Consider the following 22,106-nt stretch of genomic DNA (forward strand, 5'->3'; position numbering starts at 1 on the left):
GTTTCGGGTTGAGCGTGCCCGGTTTCGGGTTGAGCGTGCCCGGGGTGTCGCCCCCCTGTGGGGCAGCGGCTTGGTGTGTCGGCACCCGCCGGTAGTCTCGACGCGTGGCTCTGTATCGCACCTATCGCCCGGCAACCTTCGCCGAAGTCGTGGGTCAGGAACATGTCACCGATCCGCTGAGCCGCGCGCTCGACAGTGGCCGGATCAACCACGCCTACCTGTTCTCCGGCCCGCGCGGGTGCGGTAAGACGTCGTCGGCGCGCATCCTCGCCCGATCGCTGAACTGCGAGCAAGGCCCCACGTCCACGCCGTGTGGCGTCTGCTCGTCCTGCGTGGCGCTCGCCCCCGGCGGACCGGGCAACCTCGACGTCATCGAGCTCGACGCGGCCAGCCACGGTGGCGTCGACGACACCCGCGAGCTGCGTGACCGCGCCTTCTACGCTCCGTCCGAGTCGCGGTACCGCGTGTTCATCGTCGACGAGGCGCACATGGTGACCAACGCGGGCTTCAACGCGCTGCTCAAGATCGTCGAGGAACCGCCGGAGCACCTCATCTTCGTTTTCGCGACCACCGAGCCGGAGAAGGTGCTTCCCACCATCCGTTCGCGTACCCATCACTACCCGTTCCGGCTGCTCGCCCCGCCGGTGATGCGGGGCCTGCTCGAACGCATCTGCGCCAAAGAAGGTGTCACTGTGGCACCCGACGTCTTTCCGCTGGTCATCCGTGCCGGTGGCGGCTCACCGCGCGACTCGCTGTCGATTCTCGACCAATTGCTTGCCGGCGCATCGGACGAAGGCGTCACCTACGACCGCGCCCTCGCACTGCTCGGCGTCACCGACATCGCGCTCATCGACGACGCCATCGACGCACTCGCCACCGCCGACGGGGCGGGGTTGTTCGCCACCGTGGAGAAGGTGGTCGACGCCGGCCACGACCCCCGACGTTTCGCCGTCGACCTGCTCGAGCGACTCCGGGATCTCATTCTGCTGCAGGCAGTTCCGGACGCAGCACAACGAGGACTGGTGGAGGCTCCCGGCGATCAGCTCGCGCGGATGAACGCCCAGATCGAGAAACTCGGGCCGGGTGGACTCACCCGATTCGCCGAGATCGTGCACACCGCACTCGGTGAGATGCGCGGTACCACGTCGCCTCGGCTACTGCTCGAGGTGATGTGCGCGCGGATGCTGCTCCCCGCGGTCTCCGACGACGAAGCGGCGGTGCTCCAGCGCCTCGAACGGCTCGAATCCGGTGTGCGAGCAACCGCGCCATCGGCACCCACAGCGAGCCCAAGTGGTGAGGGCAGTGCCGCGCCTCCACCACCCCCTCCGTCCGACGATCCGCCGAAGTACGTTCGGCCGTCGCAGCGCAAGGCCGAGCCCAGCCCCGAGCCCGTCGAACCCCCTGCCGAGACTCCGACGGCACCGCAGCCGGTGGCCGACAAGCCGGTGGCAGAGCAGTCCGTGGCACCACAGCCCGTGGCACCGCAACCCGTGGCACCGCAGCCGGTGGCCGAGAAGCCGCCGGTGGAGAAGCCACCCAGTTCGCCGCAACCGCCCGCTGTCACGGTCGACGACGACATCCCGCTTCCCGAGGAGCCCGTCGACGAGTCCGCTGCGCCGCCGGACGAGCCGGGTGTCGCGCGTCGGCCGGCCGCGCAGGCTGCGGAGCCCGTGTCGGAGTCACCGCCGCCGACCGACACCGGCCTTGACGTCGACACCGTGCAACGGCGACTGCAAGAAGTGCGATCCGCGGTTCGGGAGCGTTCCAAGAGCATCGAGCCGATGCTGTCGGCCGCCGTGATCGTCGACCTCGACGACGACGTCGTGGTATTCGGGCATCCGGTGGAGGTGCTGGTCGGCAGGTTGTCGGCGCCACACGCGGTGTCGATCATCCGTGAGGCGTTGCGTGAGGTCTTCGGCACCGACCTCGACGTTCGAACCATCCACCAGGCGCCCGGTGCGGCAGCTCCGTCGGCGTCCGCAGCGCCGACCAAGTCCACACCCAACCGTCGAGCACAAACCTACGCGCGGCCGAGCCGTGCTCGCGGACAATCAGATTCGGGCGAACGGCCAGTCGCGCAGCCCGAAACGGCCGCTGAACCCGAGGAACCCGAACCGCCGCGTCCCGACGACGAGATCCCCGACGCCGAACGCGCCGAGATGGTGGCGGAGGCCCATCGCGGCGGACCTGGCGTCCGTGTCGATCAGGACAAACTCGCGATGGAGCTACTGCAGAACGAACTCGGGGCGCGCCCGCTGGAGTGACACCCGCCGTCCGCTGGTTGAGGGTTGTCCGTTGGTTGAGCGTGGGTCCGCTGGTTGCGCGTCGGTTCGCTGGTTGAGCTTGTCGAAACCACTTGGTGGGCAGTGTCCGCTGGTTGAGCTTGTCGAAACCACTTGGTGGGCACGCTCAACCCGGATAGTCTGCTGGTTGAGCTTGTCGAAACCACCTGGTGGGCACAGTCATCCGGAATCTGGGCACGCTCGACGCGAATCCGGGCACGCTCAACCCGGTCGGTTCGCTGGTTGAGCTTGTCGAAACCACCTGGTGGGCACAGTCATCCGGAATCTGGGCACGCTCGACCCGGATCTGGGCACGCTCGACGCGGATCTGGGCACGCTCGACCTGGATGGTCCGCTGGTTGAGCTTTTCGAAACCATCTGGTGGGCACAGTCATCCGGAATCTGGGCACGCTCGACCCGGATCCGGGCACGCTCGACGCGAATCTGGGCACGCTCGACCCGGATCCGGGCACGCTCGACGCGAATCTGGGCACGCTCGACCCGGATCCGGGCCCGCTCGACCAGCCTAGGGCTGCCACCACGGGCGCAGCGGAAGGTCGCTGCGGCCCTTGGCGTCGAGCTTGGTCGCCAGCACGTGATGAAGCTGAATGATGTTGCGTTCGAATCCGATCCGGCAGCCGGCCATGTACAGGCCCCAGAGGCGGGCGGTGCCCTCCGACACCTCCGCGACCGCCTCGTCCCAATGCTCGACGAGATTACGGTTCCAGTCACGCAGGGTCATCGCGTAGTGATCGCGGAAGTTCTCCTCGTGCAGCACCTCGAGACCGCCAATGTCCTGGATCTTGGAGATGATCTTGCCCGAACCGGTCAACTCTCCGTCGGGAAACACGTACCGGTCGATGAACGAACCGGCGCGCGCGTTCTTGAAGTTGTCCGGCCGGGTGATGCAGTGATTCAACAACATTCCGCCCACGCGCAGCTTGTCTCGCATGAACGAGAAGTACGACGGATAGTTGCTCACCCCGATGTGCTCAGTGAGGCCGATCGACGACACCGCGTCGAAATCACTCTCCACCACATCGCGGTAGTCGCTGTGCCGCACCTCGGCGAGGTCGCCGAGACCCTCGTCGACGATGGCCTGCTTGGCCCAGGCGGCCTGCTCGGCGGAGAGCGTCACGCCCAGCGCCTTGACGCCGTGCCGCGCGGCGTACCGCACCATTCCGCCCCAGCCGCAACCGATGTCGAGTAGCCGGTCACCGGGCTTGAGTCGCAGTTTGTCGAAGATCAGGCGGTACTTGTTCTCCTGGGCGGTCTCCAGCGACGCCTCGAGGTCGGGGTACACCGCGCACGTGTACGTCATCGACGGCCCGAGCACCCACTCGTAGAACGTGTTCGACACGTCGTAGTGATGGTGGATCACCTCCGCGTCGCGGGCCTTGCTGTGCCGCAGGCCTTCGGCGAACCGGCGCCACCGGGGCAGTGCCTCCTGCGGCGGCGGGGCGATCGGACGGAAATGCTCGAGTCCCAGGGAGCGGGCCACGTGGGCCAGGGTGAGCGGAGACGGGCGTTTGAACTCGAGGTCGGCGGCGAGCGCTTGGAGCGCCTCGTACGGATCGCCGGGGTGTGCGCCCACCAGTTCCAGGTCGCCGGAAACGTATGCGCGGGCCAGTCCGAGATCGCCGGGAGCGGTGACCAGATAGGTTGTGCCACGCGGAGTCTTCAGGTTCAGGCCGTACTCGGCGTCGGCGGGACCGGCGGCGCTGCCGTCGTAGGCGGTGATGCGGATGCTCAGGTCGCCGCCCACGATCGCCTCGAAGACCTGCGCCAGGGTCAGTTTGCCGGCGGGTGCCTCGGCCGAGGCCGGTGAACCTTCTCGGAATGTGGTCACTGCTGCTTCACCGCTTTCGCATAGAGGTCGAGAAGTCTGCCGCGTGGGTCGTAGCGCTTCTTGAGTAGCCGATAGTTCTCGCCGCCATACAGCTCGTCGAACTCCTCAGGAGCGTAGAACGATTCGGAGTACAACGACTTGTGGCCGTCGAGTTCGGCCACCTTTCGCTCGATGAGCTTGTTGGTGTGTCCGGGGTCGCCGGGTGTCACCGGGACCGCCGACCAGAAGCCCACATTCACATAGGTGCGACGGGGCTCGAGCGGATACAGCGGCCAGGGACGCACCGCATCGGCGCCGGGCAAGGCCGGCTCCCGTAACCGCAACGGGCACAACCAGAGCGGTTCGATCGGTACATTCTCGAGGAACCACTCGAGGTAGTCCGTGGTGTGCTCGAGAGGAACCTCGATGTCTTGCACCACCCGCTCGTTCGCGGGTAGACCCTTGCGCCGGTTGAGGCGGTCGGCGATGTCGAAACGCTTGTCGTAGCCGATGAGCTTCCAGTAGAAGCTGCTGCGCAGCAATATCTTCGGCCACACGCGGCGGATTCTGGGGTTCTGCGCACCGAAGGCTCGTGAACACCAGAACCAGTCGGTGTCCCAGCGCCACAGGTAGTCGCCGATGGTCAGCCGGTCGCGCTTGGGGGTGGCCGACGGCGCATGCTGGATCGAGCGGTAGTAGATGTCCATGCCGGTGTAGTCGCTGACCGGTCCCGGCTCGTCCGTACGGCGGCCCAGTGTGAGGTACGCCTCGTCGGAGGTGAACACGGTTCCGTCGAGATAGTCGACGGCCTCGCCGTCATGGCTGCGTTCGGTGACGATGGTGCTCATCGTCGCCTCGAGTTCGCGTAGATCGGTGAAACGGATATGCCGCAGTGCGACATACGGCTCCACCCGCTCCAGTTCGATCTTGAGGCGAACCGAATAGCCCAGCGTGCCATAGGAATTGGGGAATCCGAAGAACAGGTCGGAGTAGTCGTTGGTGGGGGTGGCGGTCACGATCTCGCCGTCGCCGGTGAGGATGTCGATCTCCAGGACCGATTCGTGCGGCAGACCATTGCGGAACGAGGTGCTCTCGATCCCGAGTCCGGTCACCGCGCCGCCGAGCGTGATGGTCTTGAGCTGCGGAACCACCAGCGGTGCCAGACCGTACGGCAGCGTGGCGGCCACCAGATTCTCGTAGGTGCACATCCCGGCGACATCGGCGGTGCGCGCGTCGGGATCCACCGAGATCACCCGGTCGAGACCCGACACGTCAAGGCCGGGGTAGGGGTTCTTGGCGCGGGTGCGGAAGAGGTTCGACGTCTTCTTGGCCAGACGTACGGTGGCCTGCGGCGGGATGGCGCGATAGCTCGCCAGAAGCCTCGAGACTCCTGCGTCGAATGCCTGTGCCCCCATCTCCAACCGTGCCGAGTTCACCCGGCTAGCCTAGGACCTGTTCACCAGACCCGCCAATCCGTTGGTTGTTGTTCATCCGAAAAGGAGTACCCGTCGTGGGTGAGATTTCCGCTACCCATTCGATCGAGATCGACGCCACACCCGACGCGGTGGTCGGCGCGCTGGCCGACTACAACGAGGTACGGCCGGCGATTCTCCCGGAGCAGTATCGGGACTACGCGGTGATCAGCGGCGGCAACGGCGACGGCACGGTGGTGCACTGGATTCTGCAGGCCACCTCGAAGCGGCAGCGTGACGTCAAGGCGGTCGTGTCGGTCACCCCCGACACCGTCACCGAACGCGACGAGAATTCCTCGATGGTGACCAGCTACCGCGTGAGCCCCGCGGGTTCGGGCAGCTCGGTGCGGACCACCACCACCTGGACCAGCAACGCAACCGGCGTCGGGGGATTCTTCGAGAAGAGATTCGCGCCGAAGGGTCTCGCCGCGATTCAGGCCGAGGTGCTCGGCAATCTGAAGAAGCGGCTCGAGCAGTAGGCGATTCGAGAAGTCGACAGCGCGAGAAGTACTCGGCGGGCGTCGTGCGCGGTGATGAGCGGCCGCGTCGTCGGGGCCGTGCACGCCCGTCACCGCTGCCGCCGCGCGACGGTGTGGACGCCACCCGGGTGGTGCTGCGTGACGGACCCGAACGAACGGTGCTGCGGTGCCTGCTCGACACGGACTCACTGTCGGGCCTGACCGAAACCGAACTGCGCCGACGTGCCGGACGCGGCGAGATCGTCGACGCCGACGGTGCCCCGGTCGATCTTGATCAACCGGCTCGCCGCAACACCTCGCTGTACCTCTACCGCGACCTGCCCGACGAGGTGCCGATCCCCTTCGAAATGCCGGTTCTCTACCGCGACGAGAACATCGTCGTCGTCGACAAACCCCACTTCCTCGCGACGATGCCGCGCGGCAGGCACGTCACCCAGACCGCGCTCGTCCGGCTGCGGCGCGAACTCGGCAGCGACGAGGTGGCCCCCGCGCATCGCCTCGACCGACTCACCGCAGGGGTGCTGCTGTTCACGCTTCGCCCCGAGGTGCGAGCGTCCTACCAGGAGTTGTTCGCGGCGCGTCGGGTGCGCAAGGAGTATCGCGCGCTGGCGCCCGTCGACGACCGCCTCGCCGACGGGGTGACCGTGCGCGATCGCATCGAGAAGACCTCGGGCGACCTGCGCGCGCTGGTGGTCGACGGCCCGGTGAACGCAATCAGCGACATCACGTTGCTGCACACGGTGCGGCCCGGACCCGAGGCGCTGGGCGTCTACCGGCTGATCCCGCACACCGGCCGCACCCATCAGTTGCGGCTGCACATGGCCTCGCTGGGGACCCCGATCGTCGGCGATCCGCTCTATCCCGAGGTGCGCCCCGACCTCGCTGCGCGACCCGACCACGGCGACTTCGACCACCCGTTGCGGCTCGTCGCGCACTCGCTGGAGTTCGAGGACCCGATCTCGGGGGAGCGCCGACTCTTCCAGTCCCGGCACCGCGTCGACGAACTACCCTGAGGTCCGTGACCATCCGGGCCTCCTACGAGCGGCACCCCGACCTCGGCTGCGAGGCGGTGGTGTTCATCGACGACGAGTCGATGGCCTGCTTCCAGATCCAGCGCGAACTGCTCGCCGACACACAGGTCGCGGGGACCCGGACGGCCGGGAACCCGGAGGGCGGTGATCGGCGCCGGCACCAGCACTGCGTGACAACCGGGGCGAGCGCCCCGATCTACGGGGCCGTCCTCGAGTGGCGCCGCGTCGATGGCAACCGGCTCGAATTCGCCCTCACCCGCCGCGCGGGCATGCTGTTCGGCGAACCGGAACTGTCCTTCGAGATCACACCGGTGGGGGATGCGACGGTCGACGAGATCGTCGAGCATGTCGAGCGGCTGCTCCGCTGAACCCACCGACTACCCTGGACCGCGTGACTCAACCTTTCGATCCCAGCTCCCTGTTCGGCGGTGGCGGCGGTGACGACAACCCGATGGCCGGGCTGCTCGCCCAAGCACAGCAAATGCAGGCCCAGTTGCTCGCCGCCCAGGAGGAAATCGCCGCCGCCGAGGTCACCGGTTCGGCCGGCAACGGACTGGTGAGCGTCACCGGAACCGGCACCGGCGAGATCACCGCGGTGTCCATCGACCCCAAGATCGTCGACCCCGACGACGTCGAGACCCTGCAGGATCTGCTGCTCGGCGCACTGTCGGACCTCGCCGCCAAACGCGACGAACTGACCAGCGAGAAGATGGGCCCGCTCGCGGGCGGACTGGGTGGTTCGGGCGGGCTGCCCGGCCTGGGCTGATGGCGAGTCAGCCGACGGCACCGCAGATGTGTGCGTGCATCCATGTATGAGGGACCGATCCAGGACCTCATCGACGAGCTGGCCAAGCAGCCCGGGCTCGGCCCCAAGGGTGCCCAGCGCATCGCGTTTCACCTGCTTGCCGGCGAGAAGGCCGACATCGACCGCCTGATCGCCGCGCTCGGCAGGGTTCGCGACGATGTGACCTTCTGTGCCGAATGCGGCAACGTGTCGGCCGACCGGCTCTGCCGGATCTGCGCGGATGCGCGACGCGACGCCACCAAGATCTGCGTGGTGGAAGAACCCAAGGACGTGCACGCGATCGAACGCACCAAGGAGTTCCACGGCCGCTATCACGTTCTCGGCGGGGCGCTGGACCCGTTGTCGGGCATCGGTCCCGATCAGTTGCGTATCCGCGAGCTGCTGCGCCGCCTCGCCTCTGCCGACGACGGCGTAGAGGTCAGCGAGGTGATCGTGGCCACCGACCCGAACACCGAGGGCGAAGCCACCGCCACCTATCTGTTGCGGATGCTCAAGGATTTCCCGGGGCTGTCGGTCACCCGCCTCGCGTCGGGCCTGCCGATGGGTGGCGACCTCGAGTTCGCCGATGAACTCACCCTCGGTCGTGCCCTGTCGGGTCGCCGCATCCTCACCTGAACGGGCATCCTCACCTCAACGACGTACTTCCCGGCGAACGACGGCGTGCGACCGCGGCCGGCTGCGGCTTGTTGTCTCACATCCGGTCGAGGCGTCTGCTACAGATGGTGGGTGCCACCCAGGGGAACTCGTCCACGCCCATCGGTCCGGTGCCTCGGGCTGCTCGCCGCCGTGGCCACCTTGATCGCGTTCGCGGCGACCGGCGTGGCGAACGCTCCCGCCACCGCCTCGCCGACGCTGAGTTGGGGCCCGTGCGCACCGATCCACGGTGCCTCCAAGGAGACCCGGTGCGCGACGCTGCGGGTTCCGCGCGATTACGCCGACCCGTCCGGACCCACCATCTCCCTGACCATCAGTCGGCTTCCCGCCCGCGACCAGGCGGCCAAGCGCGGTGTGATCGTCGGGAACCCCGGCGGTCCCGGCGGCGACGCCATCGGGATGTTCAGCGGGCTGACGCCGCCTGCGGCGATGCGCGACGAGTGGGACCTCGTCGCGGTGCAACCGCGTGGCCTGCTCGGCTCCACCCCGGTGCAGTGCAGCGATACGGTGCCCGTCGGCGCCGAACTCGAAATCGGGCGAGCCGGCCGCGAGTCGTGCGAACAGAAGACGCCCGGTTACACCAAGACGATCACCACCGAGACCACCGCTCGCGACATCGAGCAGGTACGACGCGCCCTGGGCGTGAACAAGGTGAGTCTTTACGGCATCTCCTACGGCACCCTGCTGATGTCCACTTATGCGACGCTGTTTCCGCAGCACACCGATCGGCTCGTACTCGACTCCGCGGTGAATCCGGCGTGGATCTGGAACGACGTGCTCGCCGAGCAGACCGCGGGATACAAGGCGCGGGTGAATGCCATGATGACGTGGATCGCTCAGCACGACAACGTCTATCACCTCGGCACCACACCGCTGGCGGTGTATCGGCGCTGGAGTGACCGGGTGACGCTCGAGGCGGGCGTTCCCCCGTCGCTCGCCGCGCCACCGGCACAGGTGGGCGACGTACCGCCGGCCTTCGCGGCCATCGCGCAGCAGTACATCGCCGGGGTGAACCTGACCGCCGAGGCGCGGGCACAACTGGCCAATCTCATCGCGACCCTGGTGGTTCCCGATGGGGTGCAGACCAATTCACGTCTGCTGCTGTTGACCCGGGAAGCCGCACCCGACCGGAACGCCTGGCCAGTCGTCGCCCTGCTGACCTCCGGGCGGTACAAGGCGAAACCGCCGAGCAAAGATGTCGAGAAGATTCTCACCAATCTGCAGCAGATGCAGCAACTCATCCTGTGCAACGAGAATCAGGCACCGGCCCAGCCCGGACTGATCCCCGCCTCGCTCTACGCCAACTTCCTCGTCGGTGACGTCTTCACCGGCCCCGGACTGATCTATCAGTCCGGGATGGCTTGTGCCGGAGCGCCTCCGGTGACCAAGCCGGTTGCCATCGCCAACCGGGGTCTGGCCGTGCAGCCTCTGCAACTCGACAGTGTCGGCGACCCGCAGACCCCGTATCAGGGGTCGCTCGCCACTCAGCGGGCCATGCGCAGTCACCTGATCACCGTCGGGGGCGGCGATCACGGTCAGTTCGGTCGCGACAACGCACCGGTGGACAACGCCATCGTCGAATATCTCCGCACCGGGCGCACCGGGGTCACTGAGGCCCCGCAGGCCCCGATCACCACACCTCTGGTGCCCAAGCTGCCGTCGGCGCCCACGCGTGGCTCCGGGGTGATCTGGTGATCGGAGCAGTATGAGTGTGCAAGTGACTCAAGACCATTCGCCGACTCCCGCGCAAGGTGCGGCGGGAGCGATCGACCCGTATGTCGACGCCCAACTCGACGAGCTCGCCGCCGAGATGGTGTCGGGGATCGTGGCCATCGACGGACCTTCGGGCGCCGGAAAGTCGACGGTCGCCGATGCGCTGGTCGCGAAACTCACCGCCCGCGGCACCGGTGTGGTCCTCGTCCGCACGGACGAATTCGCCACCTGGGACAACCCCGTGGCGTGGTGGCCGGAACTGGAATCGGATGTGCTGCACAGCTTTGTGCGCCGACGTGACTACCGGTACCGCCCGCGGGTGTGGGTCGACGGCGAACCCACCCTCGGCAGCCGGGTCTGGTACCGGTGGGAGCCCTTGCTGATCGTGGAGGGCGTGTCGTCGGCACGACGGCGCATCGCCGACCGCCTCACCTACGCGCTGTGGCTCGACGGTGGGACGGCGCCCGAACGGATCGAACGGGCCGTGGCCCGCGACGGCGAGGCCTCTCGTCCCTTCCTGGAACGGTGGCAACAGTTCGAGCGCGGCTGGTTTGCCGTCGACCGCACCCGGGAACGGTGCCGCGTCCTCGATTGAGCGAGCGCGAAACACCATGTCCTACAACAGTATCAGTGCACTCGACGCCGATCTCGTGGAGTGCCGGGCCTGTCCTCGGCTGGTGCGGTGGCGCGAGCAGGTGGCCCGCGAGAAGCGGGCGGCCTTCGCCGACTGGCACTACTGGGGACGGCCGGTGCCCGGATTCGGTCCGCCCGACGCCGCCATGCTCATTCTCGGTCTTGCCCCCGCCGCCCACGGCGCCAACCGGACCGGCCGGATGTTCACCGGCGACCAGAGCGGCGACGTGCTGTACCGGGCGCTCTACGACGTGGGGCTCGCCAACCGACCCACCGCGATTTCGGCCGATGACGGCCTCACGCTCGACGGAGTGCGGATCACCGCACCGGTGCATTGCGCACCGCCGCAGAACAAGCCGACCCCCGATGAGCGGGACCGATGTGCGCACTGGCTGCATGACGAACTCGACCTGCTGCTGCCGACGCTGCGTTCGGTGGTGGTGCTCGGCGCGTTCGGATGGCGCAGCGCACTCACCGGATTCGCCGACCTGGGCTGGCAGGTCCCGCGACCGCGACCGCGCTTTGCCCACGGTGCGCGCACCACCATCGTCCGGGACGGCCGCGAGCTGTCGGTGTTCGCCAGCTACCACGTGAGCCAGCACAACACCTTCACCGGCCGGCTCACGCCGGCGATGCTGCGCGCGGTGCTGATCGCCGCGGGACGGCATGCGGGTCTGTCCGTGACCGGAGATGACTACGATGGCAACGATGAGTGACGTTGTGCGCCGGATGACCGGTAGGGCACCGGAATCGGCCTGCCGGTGCGGACATTCACGAAGTGCGCACCAGCACTACCGTTCGGGTACCGACTGCTCGCGGTGCGGGGCACAGGACTGCGCGCGGTTCCGCTTCGCACCGTGGCGCCGCCCCGTCGACTGAGGCCGGCGGCCCGCGAAGGTGTCAGCCCCGGCGGCCGGCGGCGAGTCGTTCGCGGCGCAGCAGATCCACCTCGGGCAGATCGAGCGGGGCCAGCGAATCGACCCCGATGGCCCGCGCGAGCAACAGATCGGCGAGTTGGGGATTGCGGGCCAGTGCCGGGCCGTGCATGTAGGTGCCGATCACCGACCCCTGGACCACTCCTTCGGTGCCATCGCCGACGCCGTTGCCGACGCCGTGCCGGACCCGCGCGAGAGGCTTCGCGTCGGACCCGAGAGTGCTTCCGCCGCGGTGATTCTCGAATCCGGTCAACGGATCGGTGAGTTCCGGTTCGACAGGGTCGGTGACGAGTTCGCCGATGCTGCGGGTGGCCTGCGGTGAGGTGGTGAGATCGAACAGCGAGATCCCGTCGACCCGTTCACCCGCCGACGTCTCGTACCAGTGGCCGAGAACCTGGATCGCCGCGCAGATGGCGAGCACGGGACGTCCGGCCGCCGCAGCCCGCTGCAGTCCCGGAAACCGTGCGAGATGCCGGGTGGCCAGCCGTTGCGCATAGTCCTCGGCGCCACCGAGGGTGTACACGTCGAGCGAGTCGGGTACCTCGTCGTCGAGGGTGATCGAGACCACCTCGGCGTCGATGCCGCGCATCCGCGCCCGCTGCCGCAGCACCAGCGCGTTGCCGCCGTCGCCGTAGGTGCCCATCACGTCGGGCAGTACCAATCCGATCCGCAGCGTCGACTCACTCACGGCTGCCCCTTCCGCGCGCGTTCGGCCCGATCCATCGCGATGCCGAGGTCGCGGAACGCGGTGTAGTTGGCCAGCACTTCGACGCGGCCGGGCGGGCACGATTCGATGGCCTTCATCGGGTCGGGGATGGTGGTGTGTTCGGCACCTGCGTAGAGCAGCCGCACCGACAGGTCGGCGGCCCGCTCACCGGCGGCCACCACAGCCATGGTCTCGAACGCCTCGAACCGCACGTCCCACAGCCACGACAGGTCCTCGCCGTCGGGAACCTGCCCGTTGACGGCGATCACCAGTCCGTCGGCGTCCTGGTCGATCATCGACAGTGCTTCCTGCCAGCCCGCGGGATTCTTCGCGAGCAGAGTACGCACGGAGTGGTTGCCCACCTGGTGGATGCCGTAACGCCCGGCCACCTCGCCCACGGTGCCCACGGCCGCGACCGCCTTCGCCGGGTCGGCGCCCATCGCGACCGCCGCCGCCACCGCCTGGGTGGCGTTGCCCCTGTTCGCGCGGCCGGGCACGCTGAGCGTCATCGGGGCGACGAAGCCGCCGGGTCCGTAGATGTTGTCGTCGTCGAACCACCACTCGGGTGTGGGACGGCGGAAGCTCTCGTCGCCGGTCGAGTACCACTCGACACCGGTATGGACTGCCGGGACCGCGTGTTCTGTGGTTGCCGTCGGGTCGGTGGTGGCGCGGGCGATCGGCTCGCCGGTACGTGGACAACTCACCGAGTCGCCCACCCAACTCGAACCGGCCGCCACCCACACCACCTTCGGTGCGTCGAACGCCGCCGAGGTGACGAGCACGTCGTCGCAGTTGGCCACCACCGTCATCTGCGGATGGCGGGCGATGCCCGCACGCAGCCTGCGTTCGATCATGTTGATCTCGCCCACCCGGTCGAGCTGGTCGCGCGACAGGTTCAGCATCACCAGCACCTCGGGGTCGGTGGCGTCACTGACGTGCGGCACGTGCAGTTCGTCCACCTCCAGTGCACAGATCGGTGCCGATCGCTGCAGGCTGAGGGTGGCGATGATGCCGGCGTCCATGTTCGCACCGTCGGCCTGGGTGGCAACCTCGCCGAGTTCGGAGAGCGCGGCCGCGGTCATGCGTGTGGTGGTGGACTTGCCGTTGGTGCCGGTGACCAGTGCGGTGCGTTTGCCCGCGGCGAGGCGGCGCATGATCTGCGGATCGATCTTCTCGGCCACCAGGCCACCGATCATCGACCCCTTGCCCCGTCCCGCGGTGCGCGAGGCCCACCGAGCGGCCGACGCAGCGCCCAGCGCCACGGAAGTGCGGAGCGGGATGCGGGTGGTTGGGTGGGCGGGTGGGAGACCCGGAAGTGACGCTCGATCGGGCATGGGGAGAGTCTGTCACAGCTGCCCCAGGGGTGCCGTGAGGGACGGCGTCGTGGCCGGTGCACCCGCCCGGTAGTCTCGGCGCCGTGAGCCGCGCCACATCCTCCACACTGCCCCTCCCGCTGCGTCCGATGCGTTCGGTCCTGCTGGGCACTGGCCGCATTCCGGCCCCGGTGTTCGACGCCGTGTCCCGATGGTGCCCGGTGAATGCCGACGGCGAACACGTGAGCCCGGAACTCGCGGCCATCGGAGTGGTCACCAGGCTGCTGCCGGCCGTCGGGTTGGGCGACGACGACGTCGATCAATCCCGTGCCGGCATGGAGATCGGGGCGGCGCTGACCACCGAGAAGCCGGTTGCGCTGGCGGTGGAGGAGGATCTCGAATTCGACGGACCGGGTGGTCCGGTACCGGCGACCCGATACCGCTTCGGTGTGGACACCACCGGCGTGATCCTGTTCTTCCACGGTGGCGGTTTCACCCTGGGTAGTCGTTCCTCCCACGACGGGATGGCGCGGCGTCTCGCCGTCGACACGGGGGCCGACGTGGTGTCGGTGCAGTACCGGCTGGCTCCGGAGAATCCCTTTCCCGCCGCGCTCGACGACGCGCTGGCCGCCTGGCGTGGCGTGGTGGCGGCCGTGCCGGGATGGGGGGTGGGCAGTGACCGGCTCGTGGTCGCCGGCGACAGTGCCGGCGGCAACCTCGCCGCGGTGCTCGCCCAGCAGGTACGCGGCCAACCCGTGACGCCGGCACTGCAAGTGCTGATCTACCCGATGACCGACATGTCACGGGAGCATCCGTCGATGAACGAGTTCGCCACCGGCTACCTCCTGACCCGCGAGCGGATCGAGTCGTTCAACGACTCGTACGTGCCCAATCTGGATCAGCGGGCAGATCCGCGCGTGTCACCGCTTCGCGCGGAAGACTTTTCGGGGCTTCCGCCGGCCATCGTGGTGGTGGCCGGATTTGATCCGCTCCGCGACGAGGGCATCGCCTACGCCGATGCGCTCACCGCAGCCGGAGTACCGGTGACCCTGCAGCGCGCGGGTTCACTCATTCACGGCTTCGCCAATCTGACCGGCATCAGCCCGATTTCGTCGCAGGCGGTGAACAGGTACACCGCCGCGATCGCCGAGGCGCTGTCGGCTCAGCCGGGCTGACCCGCGCGCTGTTCGCGGTGTGCGGTGTTCGGGAAGTCGCCGGCGACCACGGCGGCGAGTTCGACAAACGCGCGACGCGTGCGCTTGTGCAGCAGTTCGAGATCCACCTCGGCGCCTTCGGCAAGATGGTCGTCGAACGGAATCTGCTGTACGGCACGGCTCTTGGTGAGGAAGTGCTGCGAGAGCTGGTCGAGATCGATGGTCGACGACCCGGCCCGCGACGAACCGATCACCACCACCGACTGTGCGGCGAGGGCGCCGTAACCGTGCGCGTGCAGCCAGTCGAGTGTGGCGGCCGCGCTGCGCGCGCCGTCGATCGCCGGTGAGGTCACCAGGATCAGCATGTCGGCGTGATCGAGCACGCCGTTCATCGCGGAGTGGCTCAGTCCGGTGCCGCAGTCGGTGATGATGATGTTGTAGTGCCGCCGCAGGATCTCCATCACCTTGCGGTAGTCGTCCTCGCTGAACGCTTCGGCGGTCGCCGGATCACGTTCGGAGGCAAGAACTTCCAGTCGATTCGGAGCCTGCGAGGTGTGCGCGCGGACGTCGGAGTAGCGGGTGACGTTCTCATCGGCGATCAGGTCACGCACCGTCGACGACGTCTGCTGCGGCACCCGCTGGGCGAGGGTGCCCAGGTCGGGGTTGGCGTCGACGGCGATCACCCGGTCGCCCCGCAGCGAGGCGAGGGTGGCGCCGAGTCCGACGGCCGTGGTGGTCTTGCCGACGCCGCCCTTGAGGGAGAGCACGGCGATGCGGTAGTCGCCGCGGATGGGTTGGTTGACCCAGCGGACGAGTTCCGCGTAGTGCAGGTCGTCGGGCGAATCGCCCGGGTTGATCTTGCCTCCCGACGCCTTGTAGAGCATGCGTCGCCATCCGCTCGCCGGCGCGTGCTGGGCGCGGCGCAGCAGGGGCACCTCGTCGAGCGACGACACCGGACGAGGGCCGGGAGGCATCGGCGGGGCCATCGGGGGCGCGGTCCGGGGCGCCACCGGCGGTCCATATCCGGCCGGTGGACCGGACTGGACCGGGGGTACCGCAACGGGCTGGGATTCGGGTTCCGGGGCCGGAATCCAGCTGGGCAGTGGCTGATTCGACTGATCGTCGGGCATGTGTGGGTGTCCCTCGTGCTCAGATGGTGGTGTGCTCAGGCGTTGGGCGGCCAGGGCATGGGCGGTCCGGGCGGTGGACCCGGTTGCTGCGGCGGACCCGGGTAGTGCATCGCGCCCGGATGGGGTGCGGCGTGGACCGGTGGCGCCGGGGCGAAGGAGTCGGCCACCGTCGCAGCGAGTTCGAGGAACGCCGTGCGCGTGCGGCGGTGCATGTTGTCGAGTTCCACGTGCGATCCGGTGGCCAGGTGGTCGTCGAACGGGATGATCTGCACAGCGCGGGTGCGGCCCAGGAAATGCTGGGTCAGCATGTCCAGGTCGATGGGTGCGCTGCCGGGTTTCGACGCGGAGATCACCACCACCGCCTGTTGCGCGAGATGCGCGTAGCCGTGTGCATTGAGCCAGTCCAGGGTGGCCGACGCGCTCTGGGCGCCGTCGACCGCCGGAGAGGTCACCAGCACCAGCGCGTCGGCGGAGCCGAGCGCGCCCTGCATGGCCGAATGCACCAGACCGGTGCCGCAGTCGGTCATGATGATGTTGTAGAAGTTGTCGAGAATCGACACCACCTGCCGGTACTCGTCGGCGTCGAATGCCTCCGAGATCGCCGGATCACGTTCGGAGGCAAGAACTTCCAGTCTACTCGACGCCTGGCTGGTGTGCCGGCGCACATCGGGGTAGCCGACGATGCCCCGATCGTGCAGCAGGGTGCGCACCGTGGAAACGGTTTGCTGGGGCACCCGGTTGGCGAGGGTCCCCAGGTCGGGATTCGCGTCCACCGCGATCACGCGGTCACCACGCAGCGAGGCGAACGCCGACCCCAGGCCCAGCGTGGTGGTGGTCTTGCCGACGCCACCCTTGAGCGACAGCACCGCGAGGTGGAACTGGCCGGTGATGGGCCGGCGGATACGCGCGATCATGGCGTCGAGTTGCTGCTGGGACTTGCTCTGGCCGAGGTTGATCAGTCCGCCCGATGCCGTGTGCACGGCGCGGCGCCATCCGCTGGTGGGCGGTGCGGTACGTCCCTGCTCGGGTGACATGGCGTATCCCGGCGGCATCGTGTGCGCAGGCGGATAGCCCGGCGGGGGGCTCATCGGCGGGGGGCTCATCGGCGGGGGCCCCATCTGCGGTGGATTCACTTGTGGCGGAGCGGCATACCCCGGCGGCGGCACCGGCGCGACGGGCATGGGCGGATGCGGGTGAGCAGGCGGACCCGGATGGGCGGCGGGGCTCTGCGGCGGGAAGCGGTCGGTGTCGACGGGGGCGGCGTACACCTCACCCGGCGGGTTGTCGGCGTCGGTGTGCAGCCAGGGCGGCTGCGCCCCCTCGGCATCGGCGTGCGACATCGGTGTGACTGTTCCCCTCGTGCGGTCCCCCCGGCCCGAAGGACCGCGTTCGAATCACGATAGTAGGGCGCCCACCCGCCGACGGCTCGGCGGGTACCACAGATGTGGTGGAGTTCTGCTCGTCACGCGGGAGTCGACGCCTTCTCGGGATGCGCCGACCTCCCGCGACGACCGGCGGTCGGAACCGGCCGGGAGCGCGGGGACGCGAGCACCCCGGCCGCGCACCCGGCAATGACCAGTGCGGCACCACCGAGTTCGATCACGGTGGGCACCTCACCCAGGATCAGCCATGCGGCGGTGATGCCGACCACGGGCACCAGCAGCGACAACGGCGCCACCCGACTGGCCGGATGCCGTTGCAACAGCGTGGTCCACAGACCCGACCCGGCGATGGTGCCGAGCAACACCACATACGCGAGGCCGGCGAGAGCGAGCAGGCCCGACGACGTGCCGACGGTGACCACGGCATGGAATCCGGCCGACGGCCCCTCGATCACGAGGCTGAGCAGGTACAGCGGGATCGGTGGCACCACCGACATCCAGAGCGTCATCCGCAGGGCGTCGTCGGGCCGGGCCAGCCGGCTGCCGATGTTGCCGAAAGCCCAAGAAAGACCGGCGAGCACGGTGAGGACCATCGGTATCAGGATGCCCAGACCGAGCGTGCTGTGTCCGGCGCGGTCGATGCCGATCAGCACGATGCCGACCACCGCCACCACGATGCCGATGATCTGGGCGGGCACCAGACGCTCACGCAGGAACAGCACCCCGAGCAGCACCGTGAACGGGGCGGACGTCTGCAGCACCAGGGAGGCGAGTCCGGTGGGCATCCCGAGGCTCATCGCGAGGAATAGGAAGGCGAATTGCCCCACACCGAAACCGAAGGCGTACAACAGGAACCACCGCAGCTGCACGCGCGGGAAACGCACGAACATCATCACCGGCACCGCCATCACCGCGAACCGCAGTGCGGCGAAGAAGAACGGCGGGAAGTGGTCGAGCCCCACCCTGATGGCGATGAAGTTCAGACCCCAGAGCACCACCACGGTGAGACCCAGAAGACGATCGCGTGTGGACATGACTCCATGATGTGGGGGTCATCGATGAAGAACAATCGAATTTATCTGGATGGACAGTTCAGTTGTGCTTCACTGTTGGTCCCGAAGGGCACCCCCGGCCCGCGCGGCTCACCGCCAGCCGAGGGCGGGGGCGACGTCGGTGAGGATGGACTCGATGACGTGCGCGTTGTACTCCACGCCGAGCTGGTTGGGAACTGTCAGCAACAGCGTGTCGGCGGCCGCGATGGCCTCGTCCTCGCGAAGCTGCTCGATGAGCTTGTCCGGTTCGTCCGCGTACGAGCGGCCGAACCGTGCGGTACCGCCGTCGATCATGCCCACCTGGTCGCGGTCGTTGCGATCACCGCCGAAGTACATCCGGTCGGTCTGCGTGGTCAGCGGAAAAATGCTGCGGCTCACCGACACCCGCGGTTCACGGGTGTGACCGGCCTCGGCCCACGCGTCGCGGAAACGGTCGATCTGCTCGGCCTGCAACTTGTGGAACGGGATGCCGGTGTCCTCGGTCAGCAGCGTGGAACTCATCAGGTTCATCCCCTGCTGGGCGGTCCACTCGGCGGTCGCGCGACTGCCCGCACCCCACCAGATGCGGTCGCGCAGACCGTCGGACTGCGGCTCGATGCGCAGCAGACCCGGCGGGTTGGGGAACATCGGCCGCGGATTGGGTTGCGCGAACGCGGTCCCCTTGATCACCTTGAGGAACACGTCGGTGTGCGCACGCGCCATATCGGCGTCGGTCTCACCGTCCGACGGGGCGTAACCGAAGTACTTGTAGCCGTCGATCACCTGCTCGGGTGATCCCCTGCTGATGCCGAGCTGCAGACGTCCACCAGAGATGAGGTCGGCGGCCCCGGCGTCCTCGGCCATGTACATCGGATTCTCGTAGCGCATGTCGATCACGCCGGTGCCGATCTCGATCGTGCTGGTCTTCGCGCCGATCGCGGAGAGCAGCGGAAACGGCGAACCGAGTTGGCGGGCGAAGTGGTGGACCCGGAAGTAGGCGCCGTCGGCGCCGAGTTCCTCTGCTGCCACGGCCAGGTCGATCGACTGCAGCAACACGTCCGACGCCGTGCGCGCTTGCGACCCCGGCGACGGCGACCAATGTCCGAACGAGAGAAAACCTATCTTCTTCACAGAGACTTCAACCGGACTGCGGTCCGGATTGTTCCCGGCCGCGTGCATGAGTCGATGAAGCAGATCCGAATTGATCGGCTCCCAAACCTTAGTATTGCTATATGGAGGTCAAGCGCCTGCGGTTGCTCCGCGAGTTCGCCGATCGCGGATCGGTGGGCGAGGTGGCCGCCGCCATGCACATGACGCCGTCGGCGGTCTCCCAGCAACTCAAGGTGCTGGCCAAGGAGGCCGGAGTCGACCTGCTCGAACAGGACGGCCGCCGGATTCGGCTCACCGGCGCCGGACGGGCCCTCGTGCTGCGCGCCGACGAGGTGATCGCCGCGGTGGATCGTGCCCGCGAGGAGATGGCGGCCTACCGATCGGGAAACGCGCAGGTGCGCCTTGCGATGTTCCCCTCGGGTGCCACCCTGCTGCTCCCCGACGTCCTCGAGCGCGCCGCGGCCGAGCACATCGACATCGTCGCTTCCCATCTCGACGTCGCCTACGCCGACGCCCCGCCCGCGCTGGCCGATTTCGACGTGGTGGTGACCCACCGTGATGAACGCATGCCGCCGGTGACCGACCCACGGGTCCGGGTCACCGAACTGATGCGCGAGCCGCTCGACGTGGTGGTGTCGGCGGCCTCGCCGTTGGCGGTACGGAACTCGGTGTCGGTGTCCGAACTGGCCGACCACGACTGGATCAGTGTGGAGGGCGGATTCCCGGTGGACGACGTGCTGCTGTCGATCTCCGCGCTCACCGGAGTGGCGGCGCGCGTGACGCAGCGGATGCTCGATTTCACCACCATCGAGGCACTCGTGGCCGCCAACCACGGAATCGCGCTGATGCCACGATTCGCGGTGCGCCACCCCGGGGTGCGTGCGGTGGAACTCAAAGGGGTTCGTGCGGCACGGGTCTACGAAGCACTGACCCGATCGCGAATCGGAACGGCCGTCGACGACGTGGTCGCGGCGTTGCGGTCGGCTGCCGCGGGTCATACCCGCTGAGTCGAGCATCCGGCGAGACTCACATCCGTTCTGCCACACGGCGTGCGGCGAGTTGCACCGCCTCCCACACCGTGGCGAAGGGTGGGGCGTAGGCCAGGTCCATCTCGGCCAGATCATCCACCGTCATCTCGCCCCACAGCGCGGCGGCGACCGTGTCGATCCGTTTGCCCGACGCCGGGCCGCCGACGATCTGGGCGCCGAGGATTCTGCGCGTGGACCGGTCCGCGGTGATCAGCGTGGCGATGGGGGCGGCGGCGGCCAGATATCCGCTGGCGGTGTTGCTTTCGGTGATCAAGGAGAAGACGTCGTAGCCGAACCGGTTGGCCACCTCCGTGCTCAGGCCGGTGCGTGCGATCTCCAGATTGGTTGCACCGGAGACGAATCGGGTGATTGCGGTGCCGAGCACGCCGGGGAAGCGACGGTCGTCGCCGGCGACGTTGTAGCCGCAGACGCGGCCCTGCTTGTTGGCGTGAGTGCCCAGCGGGGCATAGATCCGGGTTCCGGTGATCCGGTCGACGACCTCGCAGCAGTCACCGGCGGCCCACACGTTGTTGGCGACGCGTTGGCGGTCGTCGGGCAGGTAGCCGCCGTGCACGCCGATGGGAACCCCGGCGGCGGCACCCAGCGACGTCGACGGGCCCACGCCGAGCGCGAGCACCACCACGTCGACCGGGATCTCACGTCCCGAGGCGGTGGTCAGCGACCGGATGGTGCCCGACGTCGACGTGTCGGCGCCGGTGACGACGGTGCCGGTGAGCACCTCGACACCGGCGGACACCAGGCCCGATTCGATGCGCGCACTCATCTCGGGGTCGAGTTTGCTCATCACCGTGGTTCGGGTGAGGAGCGTGGTGTCGAAACCGCGTTTGGCGAGCGCCTCGGCCATCTCCAGGCCGATGTACCCACCGCCCACCACCACCCCGCGCCGTCCGCTGCCGATCAGCAGATCGAGCCAATAGCGGGCATCCTCAAGCGTTTTCGCCGGATGGACTCCGTCGATGAGCGCGCCGGATGTGTCGCGTGCCCAGGGCGGAACGGTGGCGTCTGCGCCCGTGGCGAGGACGAGCTCATCGAAGTGCAGTTCCGATTCGACGCCGTCGTCGGTCCAGGTGGTGACCGTCTGCGCGGAGATGTCGAATCCCGTGACGGTGGTGCCCAGACGCAGGTCGACCCCCATCTCGCGGTGCTGGACGGGAGTGCGGGCGGTGAGGTCGTCGGTCGAATCGACCAGTCCACCGACGAGGTAGGGGATTCCGCAGGCGGAATACGAAGTGTCGGAGGTCTTTTCGAGTACCACCACGTCGACGTCCCGATGCTTAGTGCGGGCCGTGCGCAGTGCCTGGTGAGCGGCACTCATTCCGGCAGCATCGCCGCCGACCACCACGATCCGTTTCACCCGCGCCACCCTACCCGCGGCCCGAGCCTCGGATAGTCGGTCGGT

Annotated in this window: 18 protein-coding genes and 1 pseudogene; 11 read left to right on the forward strand and 8 right to left on the reverse strand. The window is 68.1% G+C overall.

The features are described from left to right. Nucleotides 1–104 precede the first annotated feature (104 nt). Entirely contained in the window at nt 105–2,264 is a 2,160-nt protein-coding gene (locus ACWDTD_RS11900) for a DNA polymerase III subunit gamma and tau (protein ID WP_449747309.1), read from the forward strand. Nucleotides 2,265–2,808: 544 nt separating this feature from the next. Here the strand turns inward: ACWDTD_RS11900 and ACWDTD_RS11905 are convergent. Further along, on the reverse strand, nt 2,809–4,131 hold the full coding sequence (locus ACWDTD_RS11905) for a class I SAM-dependent methyltransferase (RefSeq protein ID WP_449747310.1): 1,323 nt from the start codon (nt 4,129–4,131) through the stop codon (nt 2,809–2,811). After that, nucleotides 4,128–5,525: an FAD-binding oxidoreductase gene (locus ACWDTD_RS11910; protein ID WP_449747403.1), complete on the reverse strand. Its 1,398-nt coding sequence runs from the start codon at nt 5,523–5,525 to the stop codon at nt 4,128–4,130. Before ACWDTD_RS11910 ends, ACWDTD_RS11905 begins: the two co-directional genes overlap by 4 nt. A gap of 95 nt (nt 5,526–5,620) precedes the next feature. On the opposite strand from ACWDTD_RS11910, the gene ACWDTD_RS11915 reads away from it, so the two are divergent. From ACWDTD_RS11915 to ACWDTD_RS11950, 8 genes are all read left to right on the forward strand, one after another. After that, the gene (locus ACWDTD_RS11915) at nt 5,621–6,061 is read left to right on the forward strand and encodes an SRPBCC family protein (RefSeq protein WP_449747311.1); all 441 of its coding nucleotides are present in this window, start codon (nt 5,621–5,623) and stop codon (nt 6,059–6,061) included. 44 nt (nt 6,062–6,105) lie between these two features. Next, nucleotides 6,106–7,074 carry a pseudouridine synthase gene (locus ACWDTD_RS11920; RefSeq protein WP_449747312.1) on the forward strand — a complete coding sequence of 323 codons (969 nt, stop codon included), beginning with the start codon at nt 6,106–6,108 and terminating at the stop codon, nt 7,072–7,074. A gap of 5 nt (nt 7,075–7,079) precedes the next feature. After that, nucleotides 7,080–7,460 (forward strand): hypothetical protein, encoded by a 381-nt coding sequence (locus ACWDTD_RS11925; RefSeq protein WP_449747313.1) that lies wholly within the window; start codon nt 7,080–7,082, stop codon nt 7,458–7,460. A gap of 23 nt (nt 7,461–7,483) precedes the next feature. Further along, entirely contained in the window at nt 7,484–7,858 is a 375-nt protein-coding gene (locus ACWDTD_RS11930; protein WP_449747314.1) for a YbaB/EbfC family nucleoid-associated protein, read from the forward strand. Between the two features lie 42 nt (nt 7,859–7,900). Then, nucleotides 7,901–8,512 (forward strand): recombination mediator RecR, encoded by a 612-nt coding sequence (gene recR / locus ACWDTD_RS11935; RefSeq protein ID WP_449747315.1) that lies wholly within the window; start codon nt 7,901–7,903, stop codon nt 8,510–8,512. A 171-nt stretch (nt 8,513–8,683) separates the two neighbouring features. Beyond that, nucleotides 8,684–10,246: an alpha/beta fold hydrolase gene (locus ACWDTD_RS11940; protein ID WP_449747316.1), complete on the forward strand. Its 1,563-nt coding sequence runs from the start codon at nt 8,684–8,686 to the stop codon at nt 10,244–10,246. Between the two features lie 115 nt (nt 10,247–10,361). After that, nucleotides 10,362–10,859 (forward strand): uridine kinase family protein, encoded by a 498-nt coding sequence (locus ACWDTD_RS11945; protein WP_449747404.1) that lies wholly within the window; start codon nt 10,362–10,364, stop codon nt 10,857–10,859. A 16-nt stretch (nt 10,860–10,875) separates the two neighbouring features. Next, nucleotides 10,876–11,613 carry a uracil-DNA glycosylase gene (locus ACWDTD_RS11950; RefSeq protein ID WP_449747317.1) on the forward strand — a complete coding sequence of 246 codons (738 nt, stop codon included), beginning with the start codon at nt 10,876–10,878 and terminating at the stop codon, nt 11,611–11,613. Between the two features lie 184 nt (nt 11,614–11,797). Here the strand turns inward: ACWDTD_RS11950 and ACWDTD_RS11955 are convergent, their stop codons facing one another. Both ACWDTD_RS11955 and ACWDTD_RS11960 read right to left on the reverse strand, forming a co-directional pair. After that, nucleotides 11,798–12,520: a type 1 glutamine amidotransferase gene (locus tag ACWDTD_RS11955; RefSeq protein ID WP_449747318.1), complete on the reverse strand. Its 723-nt coding sequence runs from the start codon at nt 12,518–12,520 to the stop codon at nt 11,798–11,800. Then, on the reverse strand, nt 12,517–13,872 hold the full coding sequence (locus ACWDTD_RS11960) for a MurT ligase domain-containing protein (protein WP_449747319.1): 1,356 nt from the start codon (nt 13,870–13,872) through the stop codon (nt 12,517–12,519). The genes ACWDTD_RS11955 and ACWDTD_RS11960 overlap by 4 nt, the downstream gene beginning before the upstream one ends. Nucleotides 13,873–13,955: 83 nt before the next feature. Here ACWDTD_RS11960 and ACWDTD_RS11965 point away from each other — a divergent pair, with 83 nt between their 5' ends. Further along, complete coding sequence (locus tag ACWDTD_RS11965; RefSeq protein WP_449747320.1) at nt 13,956–15,026, forward strand: alpha/beta hydrolase; 1,071 nt, start codon at nt 13,956–13,958, stop codon at nt 15,024–15,026. Here the strand turns inward: ACWDTD_RS11965 and ACWDTD_RS11970 are convergent. The 3 genes and pseudogenes from ACWDTD_RS11970 to ACWDTD_RS11980 all read right to left on the reverse strand — a co-directional run. Beyond that, nucleotides 15,014–17,151: pseudogene (locus ACWDTD_RS11970) on the reverse strand (MinD/ParA family ATP-binding protein); the annotation flags it as partial. The gene ACWDTD_RS11965 and the pseudogene ACWDTD_RS11970 sit on opposite strands and share 13 nt — an antisense overlap. 446 nt (nt 17,152–17,597) lie before the next feature. After that, a complete protein-coding gene (locus tag ACWDTD_RS11975; protein WP_449747321.1) occupies nt 17,598–18,551 on the reverse strand; it encodes an EamA family transporter in 954 nt (317 codons plus the stop codon). 108 nt (nt 18,552–18,659) lie between these two features. Further along, entirely contained in the window at nt 18,660–19,679 is a 1,020-nt protein-coding gene (locus ACWDTD_RS11980; RefSeq protein ID WP_449747322.1) for an LLM class flavin-dependent oxidoreductase, read from the reverse strand. Between the two features lie 101 nt (nt 19,680–19,780). On the opposite strand from ACWDTD_RS11980, the gene ACWDTD_RS11985 reads away from it, so the two are divergent. Then, complete coding sequence (locus ACWDTD_RS11985; protein ID WP_449747323.1) at nt 19,781–20,665, forward strand: LysR family transcriptional regulator; 885 nt, start codon at nt 19,781–19,783, stop codon at nt 20,663–20,665. A 19-nt stretch (nt 20,666–20,684) separates the two neighbouring features. On the opposite strand, the gene ACWDTD_RS11990 is transcribed toward ACWDTD_RS11985, so the two are convergent. Continuing rightward, nucleotides 20,685–22,061: an FAD-dependent oxidoreductase gene (locus ACWDTD_RS11990; protein WP_449747324.1), complete on the reverse strand. Its 1,377-nt coding sequence runs from the start codon at nt 22,059–22,061 to the stop codon at nt 20,685–20,687. Nucleotides 22,062–22,106 lie beyond the last annotated feature (45 nt).

It is taken from the genome of Gordonia sp. NPDC003425, from assembly GCF_053588635.1.